This is a genomic window from Herbaspirillum sp. (genome assembly GCF_035644555.1).
In the GTDB taxonomy this organism is placed as follows: Bacteria; Pseudomonadota; Gammaproteobacteria; order Burkholderiales; family Burkholderiaceae_D; genus Herbaspirillum.
In genome coordinates this window covers 45,141-65,785 of record NZ_DASQOH010000018.1, presented here as the reverse complement: position 1 = coordinate 65,785, position 20,645 = coordinate 45,141, and the positions used below count along the sequence as shown (strand labels likewise).

Genomic DNA, 20,645 nt, shown 5'->3' with positions numbered 1-20,645 from the left:
GGGGGCGGACAGGACCGGAGACGGCCGATGAAATTCGGCCGTCATCATTTTCTGACATCATCTTTCGCGTTTGCCACGAGCGACCATGACCGAGCCGCAAGATCAACTGCCCCACGCCATCCCGACTTCGCACGCCCCTGCACGACAGAAGGCGTGGTGGAGCGGGCTGGCGCTGGTGCTGGTGCTGGGCGGCGGTTACTGGCTGTATTCGCGCCAGCAGCCGCCGCCAGCGGCACCCAAGCCGATCCCCGTCAAGCTGGAGACGGTCACCGTCGAACGGGCTGACCTGGAACAGGTGGTCAATGCCACCGGCAATGTGGTGGCACAGGATTATGTGGACGTCGGCTCCAAGGTGGCTGGCCAATTGTCGGATGTCGATGTGGTCATCGGTGAAGCCGTCAAGGCCGGTCGCCTGCTGGCCACGGTGGCGCCGGCCGTGCAGAGCAGTCGCATCGAGAACAACCGCGCCACGCTGGCGCGCCTCAAGGCCGAGCTGGCCGGACAGAACGCCCAGCTGGACTTCGCCCAGCTGCAGTTCCAGCGCCAGACCCAGCTCAAGGCCGAGAACGCCACCCGCGAGGAATCCTATGAATCCAGCCGCATGAACATGTATGCGGCGGCGGCCCGGGTGGACGCCACCAACGCCCAGATCCAGCAGACCGAGGCCTCCATCCGCGAAGATGAGGCGGTGCAGAAACAGACCCGTATCGAAGCGCCTGTCAGCGGCACCATCGTCACGCTCAATGCGCGTCCCGGCCAGATGGTGGGCGCCAATCAGGAAGTGCTCATGCGCATCGCCGACCTGTCGCGCATGACGGTGCAGGTGCCGGTGGCGGAGGAAGACGTGACCCGCCTGCAGAAGGGCATGACGGCCTACTTCACCACCCCCGGCTATCCCGGCAAGCGCTGGAGCGGCAAGCTGCGCCAGATCATGCTGCTGCCCACCGACGACTCCGGGCGGCAGGGCAAGAAGGCCTTCTACACCGTGCTCTTCGATGTCGCCAATCCCAGCCGGGAACTGATGAGCGGCATGAGTGCCGACGTCTATTTCGTGCTGGCCAGGGCCGAACATGTGCCGACCATTCCGCGCGCGCTGGTAACCAAGCCCGGCATGGATGGCACCCAGACCGTGAGAGTGGTGCTGGAAGATGGCAAGCTGGAGAGCCGCAAGATCAAGATCGGCATCCGCGATGGCGAGCGCGCCCAGGTGCTGTCGGGCCTGAAGGAAGGCGAGCAGGTGCTGTTGCCAGCCAATCCGCCGGCCTCTGCGGCCTCAGGCAACGCTGCCGCGCGCTAGGCGCCAGGCATGTTGTACAGTAGAGGTCGCGCCGGGGAGGGCGTCCTCTTTTTTCTGTTTCGATGCACACGACCCATGAGATTGCGTAGTCCGACCCCGCCCGTTTTCCCTGCCCTGCCGCGCGCGACGCGGCTGGCCCTGGCTGCCGCTCTGCTGCTGGCGTTGAGCGCCTGCGTCACGCCCCAGGTGCAGACCGATCCAATCCTCGAGATGCAGGTGCCCGAAAAGTGGGGCGGCGGCGCTTCGGCCGATGTGGCCCACGCCGAACAGCTGTGGCCCGATACCGACTGGTGGAAGCAGTTCGGCAGCAGCGAACTGTCCGAGCTGGTGCTGGAAGGCCAGCGCAACAACTACGAAATCGCCGCCGCCTTTTCCCGCATCAAGCAGGCCGAGGCCCAGGCCCGCATCGCCGGTGCGCCGCTGTTGCCCAATGTCGGCCTGAATGCCGGCGCCAGCCGCGAAATGCCGATCTCCGGCGGCACCCCGACCAATGCCGCCAACGCCAGCCTGCAGATCAGCTACGAGATCGACTTCTGGGGCAAGAACCGCGCCGGGGTCGAAGCCGCCGAAGCCACCCTGCGGGCCAATCGCTATGACCGCGAGACGGTGGCCCTGACCGTCACCAGCGGCATCGTTTCCACCTATCTGCAAGTGCTGTCGCTGCGCGACCGGCTGGAGATTGCGCGCCAGAACGTCAACAACGCCGAACGCGTGCTGCGCCTGGTGGAAGCGCAAAGCCGCGCTGGCTCGGCCTCGCCGCTGGACCTGGCGCGCCAGCGCTCGGCCCTGGCCAACCAGCGACAGCTGATCCCCGACCTGCAACAGCAGGAGCAGGACGCCCAGACGGCGCTGGCCATTTTGCTGGGCCGTCCGCCGCAGAATTTCAAGGTCGAGGAAAAAGGCCTGGCCGGCATCCAGATGCCGCGCATCTCGGCCGGCCTGCCTTCCGAACTGCTGACCCGCCGGCCCGACATCCGTCGCGCCGAAGCCAATCTGGCGGCCGCCAATGCCAACGTCGCCGTGGCCCGGGCGTCGCTATTCCCCAGCATTACGCTGACCGGCTCCACGGGGGCGCAGAGCAATGCCTTGCTGTCCCTGTTCGATGGCCCCAACCTGTTCGCCAACCTCGGTGCCGGCCTGATCGCACCGATCTTCGACGGCGGCAACCTGCGCAACCAGCAGGCCCTGGCCGAGGCGCAGAAGGAAGAACTGGTGCAGGTCTACCGGCAGCGTGTGATCACCTCGCTGTCGGAAGTGGAAAAGGCCCTGGGCGCCATCCGCAGCCTGGAAGAACGGTATCGCCTGAAGGTAGGGGAAGTGGACCAGGCGCGCTTCGCCTTCGAGCTGGCCGAGATTCGCTATCGTGCCGGTGCCGAAGACCTGCTGGTGGTGCTCGATACCCAGCGCACCCTCTCCGAAGCCCAGAACCAGCTGGGCCAGATCAAGCTGCAGCGGCTGCAGGCGACCGTCTCGCTGTACAAGGCCCTGGGCGGCGGCTGGCAGGACAAGCAGGTGCCGGACGACACCGGTACCGCCACCGGCACCGTATCCTGAACGGAGTGGCTCAGGCCGTGGCCTGCCACTCCTGCACCAGCACCTGGACCAGCTCGGCCACGGTCAGCCCGTCGCGGATGAGCGCCGCAGCTTGTCCGGCCCAGTGGGCGCCGAATTCGTGGACATCCCTGGCCACAGCCATCGCATTGAGCTGCTTGCCGGCGTCGTAGGCGGCCGGATAGGCCGGCATCGGCGGCGCGCCGGGTGTATCGATTTCCTGCATGAAACGATTGACGATGCCGCGCGCGCGGCGGCCTGAAATGGCGGCCGTCACGCGCGTGTGCCCGGCGCGCTCGCTCTTGAGCAGTGCCCGATAGGCGGCATTGGCGCCGGACTCGCGGGTGAGCAGGAAGGCGGTTCCCATCTGCACCGCCTGCGCGCCCAGTTGCAGGGCGGCGGCAATGCCCTTGCCATCCATGATGCCGCCGGCTGCGATCACCGGCAGGCGGCTATGCTGCGCCAGCAGGCGCACCAGGGCGAAGGTCCCGATCTCCTCATCCTTGTCCTGGTCGAAGATGCCGCGATGGCCACCGGCCTCGATGCCTTGCGCGACGATGGCGTCGATCCCGGCGGCCTCGATCTGGCGTGCCTCGTCCAGGCAAGTGGCGCTGGCCATCAGGAACACCCCGGCCTGCTTGAGGGACTGGATCACCGCAGCCGATGGCAGGCCGAAGTGGAAACTGACCACCTTGGGCGGCTGTTCCAGCATCAGTTGCTGCATCCCGGTATCGACCTTGAAGCTCTGGTAGATCTCCTTCAAGGGCAGCGTGATGCTGCCGCCGAATTCATCCAGATGGCCTTGCAGGTGCTGCAGCCAGGCCGCATCCCGGGTCGCATCCAGCTGCGCCGGTTGATGGCAAAAGAAATTGACGCTGAAGGGCTTGGCCGTGAGCGCCTGCAACTGTGCCAGCGCCTCGCGGGCCTGCGCCACGCTGGAGGCACCCAGCGCCAGCGAACCCAGGGCGCCTGCATTGGAGGCGGCAGCGGCCATGGCCACGGTGGAACTGCCAGCCATGGGGGCCTGGATGATGGGATGGGCCAGGCCCAGTCGTTGCAGCAGGGGGGTAGGCATGCATCTCTCCCGAAGCGCGCACCGACCGGCGCACTGCCGGTGGTGGCATGCGCAGGTGGTTCAGACCGCCATGGGGGCGGTCAGGGGGGCGTGGTGCTGGTAGTTCTCCAGCGAGAAGTCGGATGGCTCGATCTGTTCCAGCCATTGCGGTGCGTACTCGCCAGTCTTGGCGAAGTCCGGTACGCGGTCGGAAATGCGCAGTTGAGGAAGCGGGTAGGGCTCGCGGGTCAACTGTTCCTTGACCATCTCGATATGGTTTTCGTAGATGTGGGCATCGCCCACGAAGTAGCTGAACCAGCGCGGCTTGTAGCCGGTCAGGCGCCCGACCAGATGCAGCAGCGCCGCCGCTTCGGCCAGGTTGAAGGGCGTGCCCAGGCCGATGTCGTTGCTGCGCACGTACAGGCAGAGCGAGATTTCGCCGGTGTTCTGGTTCGGCAGGAACTGGTACAGCAGGTGACAGGCGGGCAGGGCGATTTCGTCCAGCACCGCGCAATTCCAGCCATGGAACAGGATGCGGCGGCTGCCGGGGTTCTTGACGATGGTGTCCAGGCAGTCGCGCAACTGGTCTACCGCCTTGTACAGCAGCACCTTGTCCACGCCTTCATCCTGCAGCGTGGAGACGATGCTGAAGCCCTTGCTGCGGGCCGCGTCGATCTGCGCGCTGTGCGCGGCATCGATCAGCTTGTAGGCCGGCCACTGGCGCCATTGCACGCCATACACCGGGCCCAGGTCGTCGGTGCCGGTACGGAAGGGATTGGCCAGCCAGTCGGCGTTTTCATTGGCGTTCTGGTCCCAGACCTTGCAGCCCAGGGCGCGGAAGTCGGCGGCGCTGCGCGTGGCGCGCAGGAAGCCGCACAGTTCGCCCACCACTGACTTGAATGCCAGGCGCTTGGTGGTCACCGCCGGGAAGCCCTTCTGCAGGTCGAAGCGCATCATCGCGCCGGGGATGCTGAGGGTGCGGATGCCGGTGCGGTTGTCTTGCCAGGAGCCGTTCTCGAGGACGTCCTGGATGAGGTCTTGGTATTGTTTCATTGCAATGTTTCGGGTGCTGGCCACTGGCCGAGGGATGCGGGATTGTAGCGCATCGACAGGGCAAGCACCCGACCGGCGGGGTGCCTTGGCATGGCGTCAATGACGAAATGCCAAGGCCTGCCCGCTGCGGGCGGTGGGGCTCAGAAGCCGACGTTCTGGCCGCCCTTGAGTTTCAGCATGGCGCGGGCGTCGTCGGGGCTGGCCACTTCCAGGGAGAGCGCTTCGATGACCGTGCGGATGCGGCGGACCTGGTCGGCATTGCTCTTGGCCAGCTTGCCGGGGCCGTCCCAGAGCGAGTCTTCGAGACCCACGCGGGTGTGGCCGCCCATGGCCGCCGACATGGTGGCGATCGGGATCTGTCCGCGGCCGGCACCCAGTACGGACCAGAAGTAGTCTTCGCCGAAGAGGCGGTCGGCGGTGCGCTTCATGTGCATCACGTCTTCGACGTCGTTGCCGATGCCGCCGCGCAGGCCGAAGACGGACTGGATCAGGAAGGGGGGCTTGATCAGGCCACGGTCGATGAAGTGGGCGGCGGTGTAGAGGTGGCCGATGTCGTAGCACTCGATTTCGAAGCGGGTCTGGTTGGCGCTGCAGGATTCGAGGATGTAGGCGATGTCCTTGAAGGTGTTGCGGAAGATGCGGTCGTCGGAGCCTTCGAGGTAGGGGCGTTCCCAGTCGTATTTGAAGTCCTTGAAGCGGTTCAGCATTTCGTACAGGCCGAAGTTCATGGAGCCCATGTTGAGGGAGGCGACTTCGGGTTTGAGCTGCAGTGCGGGTTGCAGGCGTTCTTCTACGCCCATGGTGGGGGCGCCGCCGGTGGTGAGGTTGATGACGACGTTGGAGCGGGCTTTGATCTGGGGGAGGAATTTGCGGAATTCGTCGGGGTCCTGCGTGGGTTTGCCGTTTTGTGGGTCGCGGGCGTGGAGGTGGACGATGGCGGCGCCGGCTTCGGCGGCGGCCAATGCTTCGTCCCTGATCTGCTCGGGGGTGATGGGCAGGTGGGGGGACATGGAGGGGGTGTGGATGGCGCCTGTGACTGCGCAGGTGATGATGACTTTCTTGGGCTTGGCCATGGGGTGTGCTCCTTTGATGTTGGTTGTGCTTTTGGGGGTGCTTTGCTGTCTTCTGTCTTGTTGCTTTGCTTCGTTTTGTGTTGTTTCGTTTTGTTTTGTTTTGTTGCTTGGGTAGTCTGGTCTTGCTGACTATCTGCGCTCTAGCTTAATGCTTTTCTCTCTCCGGTCGCAGGGGAGCGCCGGGAGCGGCCCGGCAGCCGCTCACTTTCTTTGGCCCGCCAAAGAAAGTAAGCAAAGAAAACGGCCCCCAAGAGCCAGCCCTCCTGCGGAGGGTTCCCGCCGGAGTGAAGCAGCAAGTGGGAAAAATAGAGTCGCTTCGCTCCCACTATTTTTCTGATCCACTTGCTGCTTCACTCCGGCGGCTGGCTCCCAAGGGGGAAAGCGTGTCCGGCTCGCCTTCGGCTTCGCGCCGTTACTGGGTAGCTCAGCAGTTTCGTACCGATGTACTTACTTCTGAATCTTTTAAATTATATAAATAATTAATTTTTCGCCCTGAAGCTGCGCAGGAAATCCAGCAGGATCTGTCCCGATACCTCGGCATCATCGGCCGTCATGGTCTCCAGCGGGTTATGGCTGATGCCGCCGTTGCCGCAGCGGGTGAAGAGCATGCAGACGTCGGTCAGGCGGGCGATGGCCATCGCGTCGTGGCCAGCGCCGGAGGCCAGTTCGAAGGGCGGGACGCCGGCGCGTTCGGTGGCGGCGGCCAGTTGTTCCATCAGCCAGGGCGCGCAGGGGGCGGCCGGGGCGCTCAGGGTTTCTTCCAGCTTGATGTCGATGCTGCGCCGTGCGCCGATGTCTTCGATCTTGGCGAGGATGTCCTTGATCGCAGCCAGGCGGATGTCGTCACGGGCGGCGCGGATGTCCAGCGAGAGCTGGCAGGCGCCAGGGATGACGTTGGTGGAGCCACGGGGTACCTGCAACTGGCCGACCGTGCCGACCAACGCGGCATGCTGGTCCTGCGAGCAGCGCTGCTCCACATAGAGGATGATCTCGGCGGCAGCGGCGGCGGCGTCCTTGCGCATGTCCATCGGCGTGGTGCCGGCGTGGCTGGCCACGCCTTTCAGATCGACCAGGTAGCGTGAGCTGCCGGCAATGGAGGTGACGATGCCGACCGGCAGGTCGCGGTTCAACAGAACCGGGCCCTGTTCGATGTGGACTTCGACATAGCCCAGGATATCGGCGGCGTCGCGGGCGATCTGCGGGATGGCGGTGACGTCGTGGCCGGCCTGGGTGATGACCTCGCGCATGCTGATGCCGTCCTTGTCCTGCAGGTCGAGCAACTTCATGTCGAACTGGCCGGTGACGGCATTGCTGCCCAGGAAGGTGCTCTTGAAGCGTACGCCTTCCTCTTCCGAGAAGCCGATGACTTCGAAGTGGAAGGGCAGGGTCTCGCCCCGCTCATGCAGGTGCCTGACCACGGCGATGGGCAGCAGGATGCCTTCGCGGCCGTCGTACTTGCCACCGTTGCGCACCGTGTCGTAGTGCGAGCCGGTCATCAGGGTCTTGGCCTGCGGGTCGCTGGAGAGGTAGCGGCCGACCACGTTGCCCACTGCATCGATGTGGACGTGCATGCCGGCTTCGCGCATCCATTGGGCGATCTGGTCGGCGGTGCGACGATGGGTGTCGGTCAGGTAGGTGCAGGTGAGAGCACCTTCGTCTTCGGACAGGGCGCCGATTTCCTCGGCCCATTGCATGACGGTGGCACCCAGTTGCGGGCGATGGCCCAGCAAGTCGTTCAGGCGCATCTCGGCAATGCGGCCGATCTGGCGCAGGGCTTCGCGCAGTTCGTCTTCGACCTGGTTGCGCAGGCGACGGGCGAAGGTGGCAATGATCTGCTGACGCGTCAGGCCAGCCCCGGTCGGGCCTTTCACGGCCAGGATGAAGGGGAAGCCGAAGCGGGCGTTGTAATCGGTGTTGAGCTGTTGCAGGCGGGCGAACTCCTCCGGGCTGCACTGGTTCAGGCCGGCCCGGGCCTGCTCGCCGGTGGATTCGGCGGTCAGCTCGCCGGCGATGGCGGCGCGGCCGGCCAGTTCGGGGTGGGCGCGGATCAGGCCCAGTTGTTCGGCGCGGCTGGCGTCGGTGACGACTTTCTGCAGGGCCAGTTTCAGGGCGGTGATGTTGCGGAAGGGACGCTGCAGCGCGGCGCGCTCGGGAATCCAGGGCGAATGCTCGTAGATGCCGTGCAGGGCGGCGATGAAGGCGGAGGCATCGGCCTCGTTCAATTGTTGCAGTGTCGTCGTCATGTGCTGGCCGGTCGGTCTGCGCCGGCTCCCTCGCTGGTTCGTTGCTGTTGCGATCAATACCGGCGCCCACGATCTGAAAATCAGTATTGTCGGCGCCGATTGTTGTCTGTGATTGTGGGTTGCCGCTGCCGTCCGGGGAGGGCAGCGGGCGCGCCCGGCGGGCATCCGGGCGCAGGTGAGACTTTAAAACATCTTGGCCCGGATGGCATCAACGGTTTCATCTGGCGCGTATCGGTTTTGGCATATCTGTCGATGGCAAGACCGCGCCTGCGCTCAGTGATCCGAGCTTTGTGCCGCCGCTACCGCATAGCGGGCCACGTCTTCCTCGCTGCCGCGGCCGTTGAAGAACAGGTTCAGCCCGACTGCCATGGCCGAGGCCAGCAGGATGCCGCTGTGGAAGATGGTGCCCAGCAGGTGCGGCATCTTGTCGAAGAAGGTGGGGGCGACGATGGGGATCATGCCCACGCCGATGCTGATGGCGACGATGAAGAGGTTGTTGCGGTTACCGTGGAAATCGACCTTGGAGAGGATCTTGATCCCGGTCGCCGCCACCATGCCGAACATCACGATGCCGGCACCGCCCAGCACGAATTGCGGGATTGAGGCGGCCACGTGCGCCATCTTGGGGAACAGGCCAAAGGCGATCAGGATCACCCCGGCGGCCACGCAGACGAAGCGGCTGCGGATGCCGGTCACGCCCACCAGACCGACGTTCTGCGAGAACGAGGTATAGGGGAAGGTGTTGAAGAGGCCCCCGATCACGGTGCCCAGGCCATCCACGCGCAGGCCGCTGGCGAGTGCGCGGTCGTCGATCCGGCGGCCGACGATGTCGCCCAGGGCCATGAACATGCCGGTCGATTCGATCATGGTCACGATCATCACCAGGCACATGCTGATGATGGAAGCCAGGTCGAACTGCGGCAGGCCATAGTGGAAGGGCTGGATGAAGGCAAACCAGTCGGCCGCGTCCAGGCCGTCGAAGCTGATCTTGCCCAGTGCAAAGGCGATCACGAAGCCCACCACCATCCCCAGCAATACCGAGATGTTGGAGATGAATCCCCGCGTGTACTTGGTGATCAGCAGGATGGCCACCAGCACCACCGCTGCAATCGACAGCGACAGCGGCGAGCCATAGTCGGGATTGGGCACCTTGACGAAGACGCCGTCGACCAGCTTGCCGATCACCGGTTGTCCACCGGCCGCCCAGTTGATGCCCACGCCCATCAGCGAGACCCCGATCACCGTGATCACGGTACCCGTCACCACCGGTGGAAAGTAGCGCATGAGCTTGCTCATGTAGGGCGAGGCCAGGATGCAGAACAGACCCGAGGCAATCACCGCGCCATAGATGTGCAGGATGTTGAGCTGGGGATTGTTGGCCATGGCCACCATCGGTCCCACGGCGGCGAAGGTTACGCCCATCATGACCGGCATGCGGATGCCGAACTTCCAGATACCGGCACTCTGGATGATGGTGACTACGCCACAGCAGAACAGGTCGGCACTGATCAGGTAGGCGATCTCGGACTTGGGCAGGTTCAGGGCACCGCCGATGATGAGCGGCACGGCAATCGCACCGGCATACATCACCAGCACGTGCTGCATGCCGAGCGCGAAGAGCTTGAATACGGGTAGGCGTTCATCCACTGGATGGCTGGGGGCTTGCATGGGCTGTCTCCTGGTATTTTTTATGGAGGAACCTGACATGTGACCTTGCCCCGGCTGTCTGGAACGGGGCCTGCCTTGTCGCTTGAATGTGGTTCCGGCTCAGTGCCGTGTTCTGCCTTCCTGTGCGCTCTGGAGGTGGATACCGGCCTGATGCTGGCGATACTAAAGCAATCCGGCAGGGGCGATATAGTGGCCCCGGCATACCGCTACACGTCCGGGCGATATATGGACGGGTGTCATTTCCCTTTGCTCGCCGTGTTCATCATTCCCGCCCCTGAGCCAGCAGCTTGGCGGCGGCGCTGACCTGTGCGCGCAGCCACTTGTGCTCGGTGGCCTGGTGCACGCGCTCGTGCCAGAGCTGGTAGAAGCGCAGCGGCGGGAACTTGATGGGTACCGTATAGCTTTTCAGGGCCAGCAGCTTTTCGTAGAAGCTGGCGAACTGCTGGCCGGCCGTCAGCACCAGGTCGGTCTGCGCCACCATGTAGGGCAGCATGCGGAAGTGGGCCGACTCCACCACCACGTTGCGATGCAGATTCTGCTTTTCCAGGAAGCTATCGATGGTGCCGTGATAGCCGGGCAGGATCTGCGAAGGCGCGGCGTGGGGCAGGGAGAGATAGTCCTCCATGGTCATGGCATCGCGGGCGGTGCGCTTGGCATAGGCGCAATCGGCGCGCATCAGGCAGACGATGGGGTCGTCGAACAGCTTGGAGAGGTGCAGGTGCGGTGGCGGCTCGTCCCAGTTGGCGATGACCAGGTCCAGTTCGCCGTCCGAGAGCAGGCGCACGTAGTCGGTATCCGGGCCCAGCGCGTGGATCACGATGTGGCTGCGCGGCGATTCGCGACGCAGGCGGGCGATCACCTCGGTGAAGAAGGGCGTGTTCATGTAGTCCGGCGCAGCGATGTGGAAGGTGCGTTCTTCCTCCTGCGGCACGAAGGCGGTCTTGGGCACGAACAGGCGCTCGGTCTCATCGAGGATGCGCTTGGCCGGTTTCAGCAGGCTTTCGCCGTGCTGGGTCGGCACCATGCCACGGGCGCCGCGCACCAGCAGCGGATCACCGGTGAGCTCACGCAGCTTGCGCAGCGAAGCGGAGATCGAGGGTTGCGGCTGGTTCAGTTTCAGGGCCACGCGCGAGACATTCTTTTCGCACAGCAACAGGTAAAGAATGCGGATGAGGTGGATATCGAGGTGGTCAGGCAGCCTGGACATGGGGATGTCTCCGGGGTCTTTGTTCTAGCGTGGGGCAGGTGACGGTTTTTCGTTCACTCTGATGGCACCGCATCGGGTGGGCGCCTTGTCGTTGTTATTCACCGAGGCCGGCTTGCGGCGGCGGCCTGGCGTGATGCGAGCGCAAGCGTCCCACATCCAGGGGGCATTTTTGTATATGGACTTTCGTATGTCAAATATATGTTGTCGACCATGTTTTGCGCGGTCCCCGCGTTTATCGTTCGTGCAACCGGTCCGCGCCAGCCATTGCCAGCCTCACGAGGGCAGCGCCGCAGGACGAGGACCGAGACAACAGATGGCAGCAGCCATCGGGTCGTAGCGGCAGCACGACGGGAGACCAGCAGCGACGCCACTTCCAGGCTTCGTCCGCGTCCCGGCGCGCGGAAAGCCTTCACTCCCACTCATCCAGCAGTTTCCATGCGGCATGCATGGCGGGGGAGGGCTTTCATGGCGGCCCATTCCTGAGGCAATGCCTCGCCTGTCCGGAGTAGGTCGCGGTGGCGGACAGCAATCCTGCGTGGGGAAGACATGGAAGCACTCCTGGTTTCATATGGCATCGACTGGGCCAATCTGCTGGTTCGCTGGCTACACCTGATCACGGGCATCGCCTGGATCGGCGCCTCCTTTTATTTCGTCTGGCTGGACAACTCCATCCGCCCGCCCAAGCCGGGCAGCGACCTGGAGAAGAAGGGCGTCTCCGGCGAGCTGTGGGCAGTCCACGGCGGCGGTTTCTACAATCCGCAGAAGTATCTGGTGGCGCCGGCCGAGCTGCCCCAGGAACTGCACTGGTTCAAGTGGGAAGCCTACGCCACCTGGATCACCGGCGTGGCCATGCTGTTTATCGTCTATTACTTCAATGCCTCGGCCATGATGGTGGACAAGTCGGTGGCCAATCTCTCCGGTATCGAAGCGGTGGGCGTGGGCATCGGCACGCTGGTGCTGGGCTGGATCGTCTATGACCTGCTGTGCCGCTCGCCACTGGGCAAGCGCGAGGGCCTGCTCGGGCTGGTGATGTTCGTCTTCATCGTGGCCGTGGCCTACCTGCTCACGCACCTGCTGTCGGGACGGGCCGCCTACATCCATGTGGGTGCCATGATCGGCACCATCATGGTCGGCAATGTGCTGATGGTGATCATCCCCGGACAACGCAAGCTGGTGGAGGCGATGCAGCAGGGCCGCTCGCCCGACCCTATCCACGGTCGTCGCGGCAAGCAGCGCAGCGTGCACAACAACTACTTCACGCTGCCCATTTTGTTCATCATGATCAGCAACCACTATGCGATGACCTATACCCATGCCCATAGCTGGCTGGTGCTGGCGGCGATCATGGCGGCGGGTGTGCTGATCCGTCACTTTTTCAATCTGCGGCACAAGGGCCGGGTGGCGATCGGCTATCCCATCGCCGGGGTGGCCCTGCTGCTGGCCGTGGCGGTGGCGATCGCGCCGCGTCCGGTGATACCGTCGGCACCGGCAGCACCGGCATCTGCCGCCGCAGGCAGCGCCCCGGTTGCAGCGGCAGCGCCCGACTTCACCAGGATCCAGGCCATCATCACCCAGCGCTGCGCCAGCTGCCATTCGGACAAACCGACCCAGGCCGGCTTTGCCACGGCACCGGCGGGCATGATGCTGCAGACCCCTGAGCTGATCCACCAGCACGCCGCCAAGATATTCCAGCGCGCCGTCCAGACCAAGGACATGCCGCTGGCCAACATGACCCAGATGACCGACCAAGAACGCGCCGACGTGGCCGCCTGGTTCCAGGCCGGTGCCAAGTAGGCCCGATCACGTCAGAAAGAAGATACGACACATGCCTACCATCACCATCGACGGCTTCAACCTCAGCGCCGCGCAAGTCATCAGCGTGGCCCGCGCACCGCATCTCAAGGTCGCCCTGGCCGACTCCTCGCGCGCGGCCCTCAAGCACAGCCGCGACTACATCGAAAGCACCTGGATGCACGATGAAGCGCCCATGATGTACAGCTTCAATACCGGCGTGGGTCTGCTCAAGGACACCCGCATCAAGGTGGAACATATCGAACTGTTCCAGACCCAGTTGATCCGCGCCCACAGCGCCGGCGTCGGCGAACCTTTCTCCGAGGAAGTCAGCCGCGCCACCATGCTGTTGCGTGCCAACGCGTTCGCCTCCAACTATTCCGCGCCGCGGGTGGAGGTGGTGGATCGCCTGCTGGCCTTCCTCAATGCCGGCATCCACCCCGTCATGCCGCAGAAGGGCTCGGTGGGCGCCTCCGGCGACCTGGCACCGCTGGCCTACCTGGCTGCGGCCATCGCTGGCTTCGACGAGGCTGAGGTGATGTTCCAGGGGCAGCGCATGCGGGCTCCACAGGCCATCGAACAGGCCGGCATCACACCGGTGAAGTTCGACCTCAAGGCCAAGGATGCCTCGGCGCTGATCAATGGCTGCACCGCCTCGCTGGCGGTGGCCATCCTGGCGGCGCACGATGCGCGCCACCTGCTGACCGATGCCTGCCTCTCGCTGGGGTTGACGCTGGAGGCCATGCGTGCCGAGATGTCGGCCTTCGATCCGCGCATCCAGCAGGCGCGGCCGCACGCCGGGCAGATCAAGACGGCGGACGTGATCCGCACCCTCCTGCAGGGTTCCACCCGCACCACCCACGCAGCGCGTGCGGTGCAACTGCCGGACGAGCTGCGGCGCACCGATATCCCCTATACCTCACGCATCCAGGATGTGTATTCGCTGCGTTGCGCGCCCCAGGTATATGGCCCGGTATTCGATGCGCTGGACTACATCGACACCATCATCGAGAAGGAAACCAATTCGGCCACCGACAACCCGCTGATCTTCAACAAGGAAGACGGCGAGGGTTTCGAGATCATTTCCGGTGGCAACTTCCATGGCCAGTACCTGGCGCAGGCCATGGACCTGCTGGCCATGACCATCACCGACCTGGGCAGCATCTGCGAGCGTCGCATTGCGCGGCTGATCGATCCCACGCTGTCGTGGGGGCTGCCGCGCAACCTGATGAGTGGCGTGCGCGGCGTCAATACCGGCTATCCGGTGGTGCAGTGTTCGATGAGTGCGCTGGTGATGGAAAACCGCACGCTGTGCATGCCGGGCAGCGTCGACAGCATCCCCTCCAAGGGCAATAGCGAGGACCACATCTCCAACTCCACCTGGTGTGCGCGCAAGGCCCTGACGGTAGTGCAGAACACGCAGTACATCGTGGGCGTGGAAATGCTGCTGGCAGCGCAGGCGCTGACGATGACCGAAGAACTGCTCAAGGACTTCGTCCTGGGCCGTGGAACGCAGGCGGCCTACGACGAGATCCGCCGGCAGATCCCGGCCTGCCTGGAGGGGGACCGCTGGTTCCATGACGACGTGCAGGCCGCGCAGGGCTTTGTGGTCAGCGGGTCGGTGCGCGAGGCTGTAAAGGCAGCTATCGGACGTTTCGTCTGATCCCATCCTGGGGGAAGAAAGCAGAAAGGCCGTCCGGTGTCATGCCGGACGGCCTTTTCCGCTTGAACAATATAAAGAATTTACACTTCGGCCCACTGCCGCAGCAGGTTGTGATAGTGCCCGGTCAGGCCCAGCACTTCATCGGTATCGCCGATTTGCTGACGCAGGCTGTAGATGTTGCGGTCCAGTTCGAAGAGCATGCTGCGCTTCCAGTCGTCGCGCACCATGCTCTGGGTCCAGAAGAAGGAACAGACGCGGGCGCCGCGGGTGACCGGTTCGACACGGTGCAGGCTGGTGGAGGGATAGACGATCATGTCGCCGGCCGGCAGCTTGACCTCGTGGGTGCCGTAGGTATCGACCACCACCAGCTCGCCCCCTTCGTACTCGTCCGGGTCCGACAGGAACACCGTGGTGGAGACATCGGTGCGGATGCTGCCGGCGGCATTGGGCAGGTTGCGCACCGAGCCATCGACGTGCAGGCCGTAATGCTCGCCGCCCTCGTAGCTGTTGAACAGCGGCGGCATGGTCTTCTTGGGCAGGGCGGCGGCGAAGAACAGGGGATTCCTGCGCAGCGCCTCCAGGATGATCTCGCCCAGCTGGAGGCCCAGCGGCGAATGCTCCGGCAACTGCCGGTTGCGCTTCACGCGCGCGCCCTGGTCGCCGACGGTGGCGCGGCCGTCGATCCAGTCGGCGCGGTCGAGTTCGGTGCGGATGTGGCGCACCTGCTCGGCGCTGAGGACTTCGGGAATGTGCAGCATCATGATGAACCTCTCCTGTCGCGAATGAAAAGGCCCCTCCGCGCGGGAGGGGCCGTCAAGTCTGGCTGATCCATGAAGGACTCAGCGGGCGCCACCACTTTAGGCAAAGTGCATGGTGCCGGGGCTGAGGCAGATCAAATCATCGCCATGGGCAGGGTCAGAACTTGAAGTTGGCGGTGAGCGCCACGGCGCGTGGCGAACCCGGGGTGTAACGATAGCCGCTCTTGTTGATTGCCGCTACGTAGTCCTTGTTGAAAATATTGTAGAGATTCAACTGCAGGTCCACGTTCTTGTTCACGACATAACCGAGCATGCTGTCCACCACCCAGTAGGAATTGGCGTACTTGGGCGTGCCGACCGCGCCGTCGGTACCGCGCAGCAGCGAGCTGACGTAGCGTGCGCCGCCACCGATGGTGAAGCCCTGCGGCAGGCGGTAGGTGGCCCAGGAGGTGAAGGCCTGCTTGGGGGTGTAGGCCAGGTTGTTCTCACCCGAAGCGGTGGTGATGGCACCGCTGTCGACCTTGGTATCCATCCAGGTGTAGCCGGCGGCCAGCGAGAGGTTGTTGGTGACGTCACCGGTCACGCCCAGTTCGATCCCCTGCACGGTCTTCTTGCCGGTCTGGAAGTAGCGACCGGAGGTGCCGTCCTGTTCGACTTCATTGCTCACTTCGGTATGGAACAGCGCGGCGGTCACGGCCAGCTTCTTGTTCAGCAGATCCCACTTGGTGCCCAGTTCGCTGGTCTTGGTCTTCTGCGGCGCGTAGTTGGAATTGGCAGCGCTGTTGGCTGCGCTGGAGAGCGCGAAGTTGGCGCCCCCCGGCGGCTGCTGCGAAGTGGCGTACAGCGCGTAGATGCTGCTGTAGTCGGTCGGCTTGAAGATCGCGGCCAGCTTCCAGTTGAACAGGTTGCCCGAAGTCGACAGGTTGGTGATGGTGCCGGCGGCGTTGGAGTAATAGGTGGTGCGATAGTGGTCTTCGCGGATGCCGCCGTTGATCGACCACTGCTCGTTGAACTTCAGGGTATCGAACAGGTAGGCCGAGATGGTGTCGGTCTTGCCGTCGTTGTAGCCGGTCGGGGTGATGGTGTAGCTGCCATTGCCGAAGTTGGGGTTCGGGCTGTACAGATTGGCCGCCGGGAGCGTACCGCTGCTGGTGAAGGAAGTGGCATGCTGCTTTTCCTGCGTGAATTCCACGCCGCCCACCAGGGTGTGCTGCAGCGAACCGGTCTTCAGGTTGGCTGTCAGGTTGGTCTGGTTGGTGAGGATCTCATTGGACTGGTCCTTGCGGGTGGGCAGGTTGCGGGCCAGGGTCCAGGTCGAGAGATTGGTCGCCGAGGGCGTGATCAGGCCAGCGGGTCGGGTGCTGCTGGCGGTACCGCTCGCCATAAAGGAGGTCAGGAAATAATCCTGGCTGGTCTTGGCGTAGCGGGTGGTGTTCTGCAGCTTCAGGTCCTGCGAGAAGTCATGTTCCACGCGGGCGGTGAACATGTCGGAGGTGACCTTGTCGTAGTCGTTCACGTTGCCGTAGAAGTTGCTGGAACCCACGCGCGGGGCGCTGGAGATGTACGGACGGGCCGGGTCCGGCGAGGTATAGCCGGGCAGGCCGATGGTCGGCACGCCGCCGTCGGGGACGTTGTCCTGGTCGATGTGCAGGTAGTTCAGGAACACCCGGGTCGGGCCGTTCAGGCCGAAGGCCAGCGAGGGCGCGATGCCGTAGCGGTCATTCTTGACTTCGTGGCGACCGGGGACGCCGCTGTCCTGCTTCATCAGGTTCAGGCGCAGGGCGATGCCGCGGTCTTCATCCAGGACCTTGTTCCAGTCGGCGGTACCGCGCTTCTGGTTCCAGCTGCCATAGGTGGTGGAGGCGTTGAAGAAGTTGCTCATCTCGGCCTGCTTGGTCACCAGGTTGATGGAACCGGTCGGCGAGCCGCGGCCGTTGTCGGTGCCGGCCGGACCCTTCAATACTTCCACCTGCTGGATGTTGAACATGTCGCGCGAGATCGAACCGAGGTCGCGCACGTTGTCCACGAAGATGGCACTGGAGCTGTCGAAGCCGCGCATGTAGATGGCGTCGCCGGTGCTGGTGCTGCCGTTCTCGCCGAGATAGAAGGTGCCCACACCGGGGCTGTTGCGCAGCGCCTCGGTCAGGTTGGTGGCGCCTTGCTGGTCGATCAGCTGCTTCTTGATGACGGTCAGGGTCTGGGGCGTATCCACCAGCGGCTGGCTGTACTTGGTGGAAGAGGCCTTGTCGGCCTTGTAATCCGATTCCTGGGCGGCGGTCACTTCCACCTTGGGCAGGGTGCTGGTCTGGGCGTGGACGCCGACGGCGGGCAGCAGCAGGGCGCCGGCGACGGCGGCGGACAGGCGGGTCGAAGCGAACGCGGGCTGCGCGTGCTTGCGGCTCTTGATGTAGCTCATGGCAAGGTTCCGAGAGAAGTTGTTTTGGGTTCTCTTGGCTGGCTATGAGTCGGACGGGCGGCCGGTCGGTCAGCGGGGACCCGGCCTGCACCGCCGCAATGGCTGGCGAGTACGTGTTTTTTTGTGATCTGGTATCGCGCGTTTTGCAACAATCGGATACAAGATTTTTACAATTATAAAAGACATGCTAAATAAAAGTGATTCTTATTCGTAAAAAAATGATGAAAGATCGCGGTCGCCGGGCACGGATCGTGCGGGAAGCCTTGTGAAACCGGGATTTCTTCAGCGCCGGCCCGCCGCGTCGCTGTTGTATAAAGAATACGAACGAAGTCGTCGCGCAGGCCGGTCGAAACAAGCGTAAGAAGAATGCAGGTGACGACGGCGGGCCGTCACCGTCGGGCCGGGATCGTTCTGCCCTGGTCCGGTACTGCGGGCGTCAGAACTTGAAATTGCCCGTCAGCGCGAAGGCGCGCGGGGCGCCCGGCGTATAACGGTAGCCGCTCTTGTTGATGGAAGCGGCGTAGTCTTTGTTGAACAGATTGGTGACGTTGAACTGCAGGTCCACTGTCTTGTTGATCACATAGCCGGCCATGGCATCGGCCACCCAGAAGGCATCGGTCCGGGTGGGGGTGCCGATGGCCCCGTCACGTCCGCGCCGCAGGCCGCCCGAGTAGCGCAGGCCGCCCCCGACCACGAAGCCTTTCGGCAGGCGCCAGCTGGCCCAACTGGTGACAGATTGCTGGGGCGTGTAGTTGAGCACGTTCTCGCCGCTGGCGGTGACGATCCTGCCGCTCTTGACGCTGCTGTTCATGCGGCTGTAGCCGGCCGTCACCGACAGGTTGGGCGTCAGTTCGCCACTGACGCCCAGTTCCACGCCCTGGTTGCGCTTCTTGCCGGTCTGGAAATAGACGCCGCTGGCTTCATCCTTCTCGACCTCGTTGCTGATCTCAGTGCGGAACAGTGCGGCCGTCAGCAGCAGCTTGCGGTCCAGGATTTCCCATTTGCTGCCGACTTCGGCGGTGCGGGTCTTCTGCGGCGCGTAGTCGGGGTTGGAGGCGCTGTCCTTGCTGGCGCTGAGGTTGAAATTGGCACCGCCCGGCGGCTGCTGCGAGGTCGCCATCAATGCATACAGGCTGCTGTTGCGGGTGGGCTTGAAGACGCCCGCCAGCTTCCAGTTCAGCAGGTTGCCGGAGGTCTTGAGTTCGGTGCGGCCGTTCTGGTTGAGATTGAAGAAGCGGGTGCGATAGTGGTCTTCGCGCAGGCCCAGGGTGACGGAAAAGCGTTCATCGAACTTGATGGTATCGAGCAGATAGAGCGAGGCGGTGTCGGTCTCGCCCTTGTTGCGGCCGCTGACGTTGATGCTGGGCTTGCTGTCGTCGAAACGCGGATCGGGCGCATACAGATTGGCATCCGGGCGTGATCCGCTGCCGGCGCTGAAAGCCAGCGCATCCTGGCGTTCCCTGCTCAGTTCCAGGCCGCCCACCAGGGTGTGCTGCAGGGGGCCTGTGGCTAGCTCCGTACTCGCATGGGTCTGGTTGCTCAGGATGTGGTTGGCCTGGTCGCGCCGGTTGATCAGCTGGCGCCCCAATAGCCAGGTGGAGCGGTCGGTGATCGAGGGCGTCTTCACCCCGGTGTCGAAGCGGCTGCTTTTCGCGCCCGTGGCCAGGAAGGAGCTGAGACGGTAGTCCTGGTCGGTGCGGGCATAGCGGGTGGTGTTCTGCAGCTTCAGTTGCGACGAGAAATCGTGCTCCACGCGCAGCGTGTACATGTCGGCGTTGACCCGGTCGTAGTCATTGACATGGCCGTAGAAGTTGCGCGGATCGACCCTGGGCGCCCGGCTCAGGAAGGGGCGCGCCGGATCCGGCGAGCTGTAGCCGGGCAGGCCGATGGTGGAGACGCCGCCATCGGGGCGGTTGTCCTGTTGTACGTGGAGGTAGTTCAGGAAGATGCGGGTCGGTCCGTTCAGGCCCCAGGCCAGCGAGGGCGCGATGCCGTCACGGTTGCTGTGGACTTCATGGCGGCCGGGTACGCCGCTGTTCTGCTTCATCACATTGAGCCGCAGCGCCAGACCGCGGTCGTTGTCCAGCACCCGGTTCCAGTCCACCGTGGCGCGCTTCTGGTTCCAGCTGCCATAGGTGGCCGAGGCGGAGACAGCGTCGGCCAGTTCGGGCTGCTTGGTCACCAGATTGATGGAGCCGGTCGGCGAGCCGCGCCCATTGTCGGTGCCGGCCGGGCCTTTCAATACTTCCACCTGCTGCAGGTTGAAGACGTCGCGCGAGATCGCGCCCAGGTCGCGCACGTTGTCCACGAAGATCGCGCTGGAGGCGTCGAAGCCGCGCATATACACCGTGTCGCCGGTGCTGGTGCTGCCGTTCTCGCCCAGGAAGAAGGTACCCACGCCGGGCGTGTTGCGCAGGGCTTCGGTGAGCGAGGTGGCGCCCTGCTGCTCCATCAGCGGGCGCTTGATGATCTGCAGGGTTTGCGGGGTATCGAGCAGCGGTTCGCTGTACTTGGGAGAGGCCGAGCGGTCAGCCTTGTAGAGGGATTCCCGGGCGGCATCGACCTGCAGGCCGGGTAACTGGCCGCCGGCGGCCTGGGCGTGGGCGGCCACGGCGGGCAGCAGCAGGGCACCGGCGACGGCGGCGCGCAGCCGGGTGGGGGGAGTGGGGTGTTTGCGGCTCTTGATCAGGCTCATGTCAGGTTCCGAGAGAAGGGTTGCGAAATCTCTTGGCTGGCGATGAGAGCGGGGACGCGACCGGGGCAGGCGTCGACGCCGCTCCTGCGCGCTTGCCGACGTGTGGCTGGCGATCAGATATCAGGGATGTCCGGCCGCGGGCTGGGAGACCTCATGGCGCCACGGCAAACCGGAAC

At 64.2% G+C, this 20,645-nt stretch carries 13 protein-coding genes; 4 read left to right on the top strand and 9 right to left on the bottom strand.

What is annotated here, in order from left to right; translation table 11 throughout:
- Positions 1 to 85 precede the first annotated feature (85 nt).
- Positions 86 to 1,297 carry an efflux RND transporter periplasmic adaptor subunit gene (locus VE092_RS06630; RefSeq protein ID WP_324875060.1) on the top strand — a complete coding sequence of 404 codons (1,212 nt, stop codon included), beginning with the start codon at positions 86 to 88 and terminating at the stop codon, positions 1,295 to 1,297.
- 75 nt (positions 1,298 to 1,372) lie between these two features.
- Positions 1,373 to 2,851, top strand: coding sequence for an efflux transporter outer membrane subunit (locus tag VE092_RS06625; protein ID WP_324875058.1), 1,479 nt, complete (start codon positions 1,373 to 1,375; stop codon positions 2,849 to 2,851).
- Between the two features lie 10 nt (positions 2,852 to 2,861).
- Here VE092_RS06625 and VE092_RS06620 read toward each other — a convergent pair whose 3' ends face one another.
- The 6 genes from VE092_RS06620 to VE092_RS06595 all read right to left on the bottom strand — a co-directional run bounded on the left by VE092_RS06620 (position 2,862) and on the right by VE092_RS06595 (position 11,146).
- Positions 2,862 to 3,923, bottom strand: a complete 1,062-nt coding sequence (locus VE092_RS06620; RefSeq protein WP_324875056.1) for an NAD(P)H-dependent flavin oxidoreductase — start codon at positions 3,921 to 3,923, stop codon at positions 2,862 to 2,864.
- 60 nt (positions 3,924 to 3,983) lie between these two features.
- Positions 3,984 to 4,955, bottom strand: coding sequence for a thymidylate synthase (locus VE092_RS06615; RefSeq protein WP_324875054.1), 972 nt, complete (start codon positions 4,953 to 4,955; stop codon positions 3,984 to 3,986).
- Positions 4,956 to 5,095: 140 nt separating this feature from the next.
- Positions 5,096 to 6,028 carry a 3-keto-5-aminohexanoate cleavage protein gene (locus VE092_RS06610; RefSeq protein ID WP_324875052.1) on the bottom strand — a complete coding sequence of 311 codons (933 nt, stop codon included), beginning with the start codon at positions 6,026 to 6,028 and terminating at the stop codon, positions 5,096 to 5,098.
- A 479-nt stretch (positions 6,029 to 6,507) separates the two neighbouring features.
- The gene (locus VE092_RS06605; protein WP_324875050.1) at positions 6,508 to 8,271 is read right to left on the bottom strand and encodes an allantoate amidohydrolase; all 1,764 of its coding nucleotides are present in this window, start codon (positions 8,269 to 8,271) and stop codon (positions 6,508 to 6,510) included.
- 273 nt (positions 8,272 to 8,544) lie between these two features.
- Positions 8,545 to 9,939: a nucleobase:cation symporter-2 family protein gene (locus tag VE092_RS06600; RefSeq protein ID WP_006465210.1), complete on the bottom strand. Its 1,395-nt coding sequence runs from the start codon at positions 9,937 to 9,939 to the stop codon at positions 8,545 to 8,547.
- Positions 9,940 to 10,201: 262 nt separating this feature from the next.
- Complete coding sequence (locus VE092_RS06595; protein ID WP_324875047.1) at positions 10,202 to 11,146, bottom strand: LysR substrate-binding domain-containing protein; 945 nt, start codon at positions 11,144 to 11,146, stop codon at positions 10,202 to 10,204.
- 546 nt (positions 11,147 to 11,692) lie between these two features.
- On the opposite strand from VE092_RS06595, the gene VE092_RS06590 reads away from it, so the two are divergent.
- Together VE092_RS06590 and VE092_RS06585 are read left to right on the top strand one after the other, a co-directional pair.
- Entirely contained in the window at positions 11,693 to 12,940 is a 1,248-nt protein-coding gene (locus VE092_RS06590) for a urate hydroxylase PuuD (RefSeq protein ID WP_324875045.1), read from the top strand.
- A 31-nt stretch (positions 12,941 to 12,971) separates the two neighbouring features.
- On the top strand, positions 12,972 to 14,600 hold the full coding sequence (locus VE092_RS06585) for an aromatic amino acid ammonia-lyase (protein WP_324875043.1): 1,629 nt from the start codon (positions 12,972 to 12,974) through the stop codon (positions 14,598 to 14,600).
- 80 nt (positions 14,601 to 14,680) lie between these two features.
- Here the strand turns inward: VE092_RS06585 and VE092_RS06580 are convergent, their stop codons facing one another.
- From VE092_RS06580 to VE092_RS06570, 3 genes are all read right to left on the bottom strand, one after another.
- Positions 14,681 to 15,361 carry a Fe2+-dependent dioxygenase gene (locus VE092_RS06580; protein WP_324875039.1) on the bottom strand — a complete coding sequence of 227 codons (681 nt, stop codon included), beginning with the start codon at positions 15,359 to 15,361 and terminating at the stop codon, positions 14,681 to 14,683.
- Between the two features lie 154 nt (positions 15,362 to 15,515).
- Positions 15,516 to 17,774: a catecholate siderophore receptor Fiu gene (locus VE092_RS06575; protein WP_324875037.1), complete on the bottom strand. Its 2,259-nt coding sequence runs from the start codon at positions 17,772 to 17,774 to the stop codon at positions 15,516 to 15,518.
- 436 nt (positions 17,775 to 18,210) lie between these two features.
- Complete coding sequence (locus VE092_RS06570; RefSeq protein ID WP_324875035.1) at positions 18,211 to 20,469, bottom strand: catecholate siderophore receptor Fiu; 2,259 nt, start codon at positions 20,467 to 20,469, stop codon at positions 18,211 to 18,213.
- Between the last annotated feature and the right edge of the window lie 176 nt (positions 20,470 to 20,645).